This window comes from Nostoc sp. UCD121 (genome assembly GCF_014222285.1).
In the GTDB taxonomy this organism is placed as follows: Bacteria; Cyanobacteriota; Cyanobacteriia; order Cyanobacteriales; family Nostocaceae; genus Nostoc.
Window position 1 is genome coordinate 1 of the sequence record NZ_JACKZS010000437.1, and the last position, 1,913, is coordinate 1,913.

The 1,913-nt window shown below is 44.3% G+C and carries 3 protein-coding genes; 1 reads left to right on the top strand and 2 read right to left on the bottom strand.

Annotation, left to right across the window (positions count from 1 at the left end):
- Positions 1-113 precede the first annotated feature (113 nt).
- Positions 114-341 (top strand): photosystem II assembly protein Psb35, encoded by a 228-nt coding sequence (locus GNF10_RS36650; RefSeq protein ID WP_114085228.1) that lies wholly within the window; start codon positions 114-116, stop codon positions 339-341.
- A 54-nt stretch (positions 342-395) separates the two neighbouring features.
- Here GNF10_RS36650 and GNF10_RS36655 read toward each other — a convergent pair whose 3' ends face one another.
- Together GNF10_RS36655 and rsmB are read right to left on the bottom strand one after the other, a co-directional pair.
- Positions 396-818: a TerB family tellurite resistance protein gene (locus tag GNF10_RS36655; protein WP_185581550.1), complete on the bottom strand. Its 423-nt coding sequence runs from the start codon at positions 816-818 to the stop codon at positions 396-398.
- A 57-nt stretch (positions 819-875) separates the two neighbouring features.
- Positions 876-1,913, bottom strand: a 1,038-nt coding sequence (gene rsmB, locus GNF10_RS36660; protein WP_260446387.1) for a 16S rRNA (cytosine(967)-C(5))-methyltransferase RsmB, incomplete at its 5' end; no start/stop codon positions are given.

Genomic DNA, 1,913 nt, shown 5'->3' on the forward strand with positions numbered 1-1,913 from the left:
GCCCTTTTCTCTGCAATATGAAGTTGCTCAAACTAAACTAGGGGGGGATGTTAAGTGATACGCTCATTCTATAGTGTGTCAAGTAGTGTTACTTAACATTGGAGAATATACTCATGCATATATTGATGCAGGCAGCAGATTCAGTTGCAACAGGTGGTGGTCATTTTCCCTTTGCTTTCACCTTGGTGTATGTCGTTGGTTTTATTGCTGCTGTAAGCATTGGTTCAATAGCTTGGTACAACTCGAAACGCCCCGCAGGTTGGGAAAGCAAAGAGCGTCCTGATTTTGTGCCTAAAGTTGATAAAGAAGAAACTCCGGGTGTGGGGAAACCGAAGTCATAATTTAGTCATTAGTCATTAGTCATTAGTCATTAGACTATGAACTTTTGACTATGATTAGTTTTGTACGTCAACCCAACGACGGTAAAGCTTTTGAATTTGTTTGAGAAGTTTAGTCTGAATCGGTTGAGTTGAATCATTTGGCTTCGCTATATCTTGCAATTCTGTCAAGAGTCTAGCTTCTTCGACGGCGACTTCGCCATCGCTATAAATTAAGCCACTGATGGCTTCAATCAGATTTTCACAATCTTCAAGGCTGGGGCGATCGCCTAAATACTCCCGCACCCAGTCATAACATTCTTTTGGCTGTACAGGAACTAATTCGTATAGCCAAGGCTTAATTTCTGGATCGTTAGCCAAACCTTTCGCTTGAGCTATTTCGCGGAGATATTGCCGTTCTTCTGGCTGGATTCTGCCATCAATCCAGGCTGCTCCAATCAGGATTTTAACTAAGTTTTTGACATTGGAAGGGGTAACCATTGCTGCCTCCTCTGGTAGATTCAGGCCACCATCAAATCGTACAATCCCAAACAGTATTCACTCGGAATTATTGGTTTTTCTTAAGCGAACCATAAAAAAGCCATCCATGTCCTGGCGGTGGGGCCAGACTTTAAACCAACCTTGAGGGGTGCTATATGCAGAAGCAGCCAACTCAATGCCCCTTGGAGGCTCAATTTGCCAATGAGGAGACTTAGCTAAAAATGCCGAAATCACTTCTTCGTTTTCTGCTGGATGCAATGTACAGGTGGCATAAACTAGTACACCACCAGCTTTGACAAAAGTTGATGTATGTGTTAACAATTCTTTTTGCAGCACCGAAAGTTCCCGGACAGATTCTGGTGTCTGTCGCCAACGAGCATCAGCATGACGGTGCATGGTTCCTAACCCAGAACATGGAGCATCAAGTAATACGCGGTCTGCGGTGTTTTTAAATTGGTTGGAATGGCGGCTGTCGCCAGTGTAAATTTGGATAGATTGTAAATTTAGGCGTTGAGAATTTTCTTGAAGTTTGCGAAGACGAGAAGCAGTGCGATCGCAAGCCCAAATTTTCCCGCTATCTGCCATCAATTCAGCAATGTGGGTTGTTTTACCCCCAGGTGCAGCACAGGCATCAATTACCACCTCACCTGGCTGGGGGTCGAGCAAATGACTTACCAATTGGGCGCTAGCATCTTGTACAGTCCACCAACCTTCTTTAAAACCAGGTAGTTTTTGAATTGACCCAGTATTACCCATGAATCTTAAAGCTTGGGGTAAATCAGGAATCCGTCTTACCAAAAGACCAACAGATTGCAAAGCCGCCTCAACTTCTTCGATTGAAGTGCAAAGTGGGTTGATACGCAAGTCAATTGTTGGTGATTGGTTCATCCATTCACACAGTTGTTCTGTATCGGTCAAACCCAGTTGTTCTAACCAGACTTGAATAATCCAGTCAGGAAAACTGTGTAAAATACCCAAGCGTTCCACTGCGTTTTCTGGAAGTTGTAACGGATCAAAATGGGGAACTGGGGACTGGGGACTGGGGACTAGGGACTGGGGATTGATTATTTGGCTTGTCCCCTTGTCCCCTTGTCC

Bases quoted from the DNA above. Each gene is read 5' to 3' on its own strand.
- GNF10_RS36650 (WP_114085228.1), top strand. From the start codon at position 114: ATGCATATATTGATGCAGGCAGCAGATTCAGTTGCAACAGGTGGTGGT.
- GNF10_RS36655 (WP_185581550.1), bottom strand. From the start codon at position 818: ATGGTTACCCCTTCCAATGTCAAAAACTTAGTTAAAATCCTGATTGGA.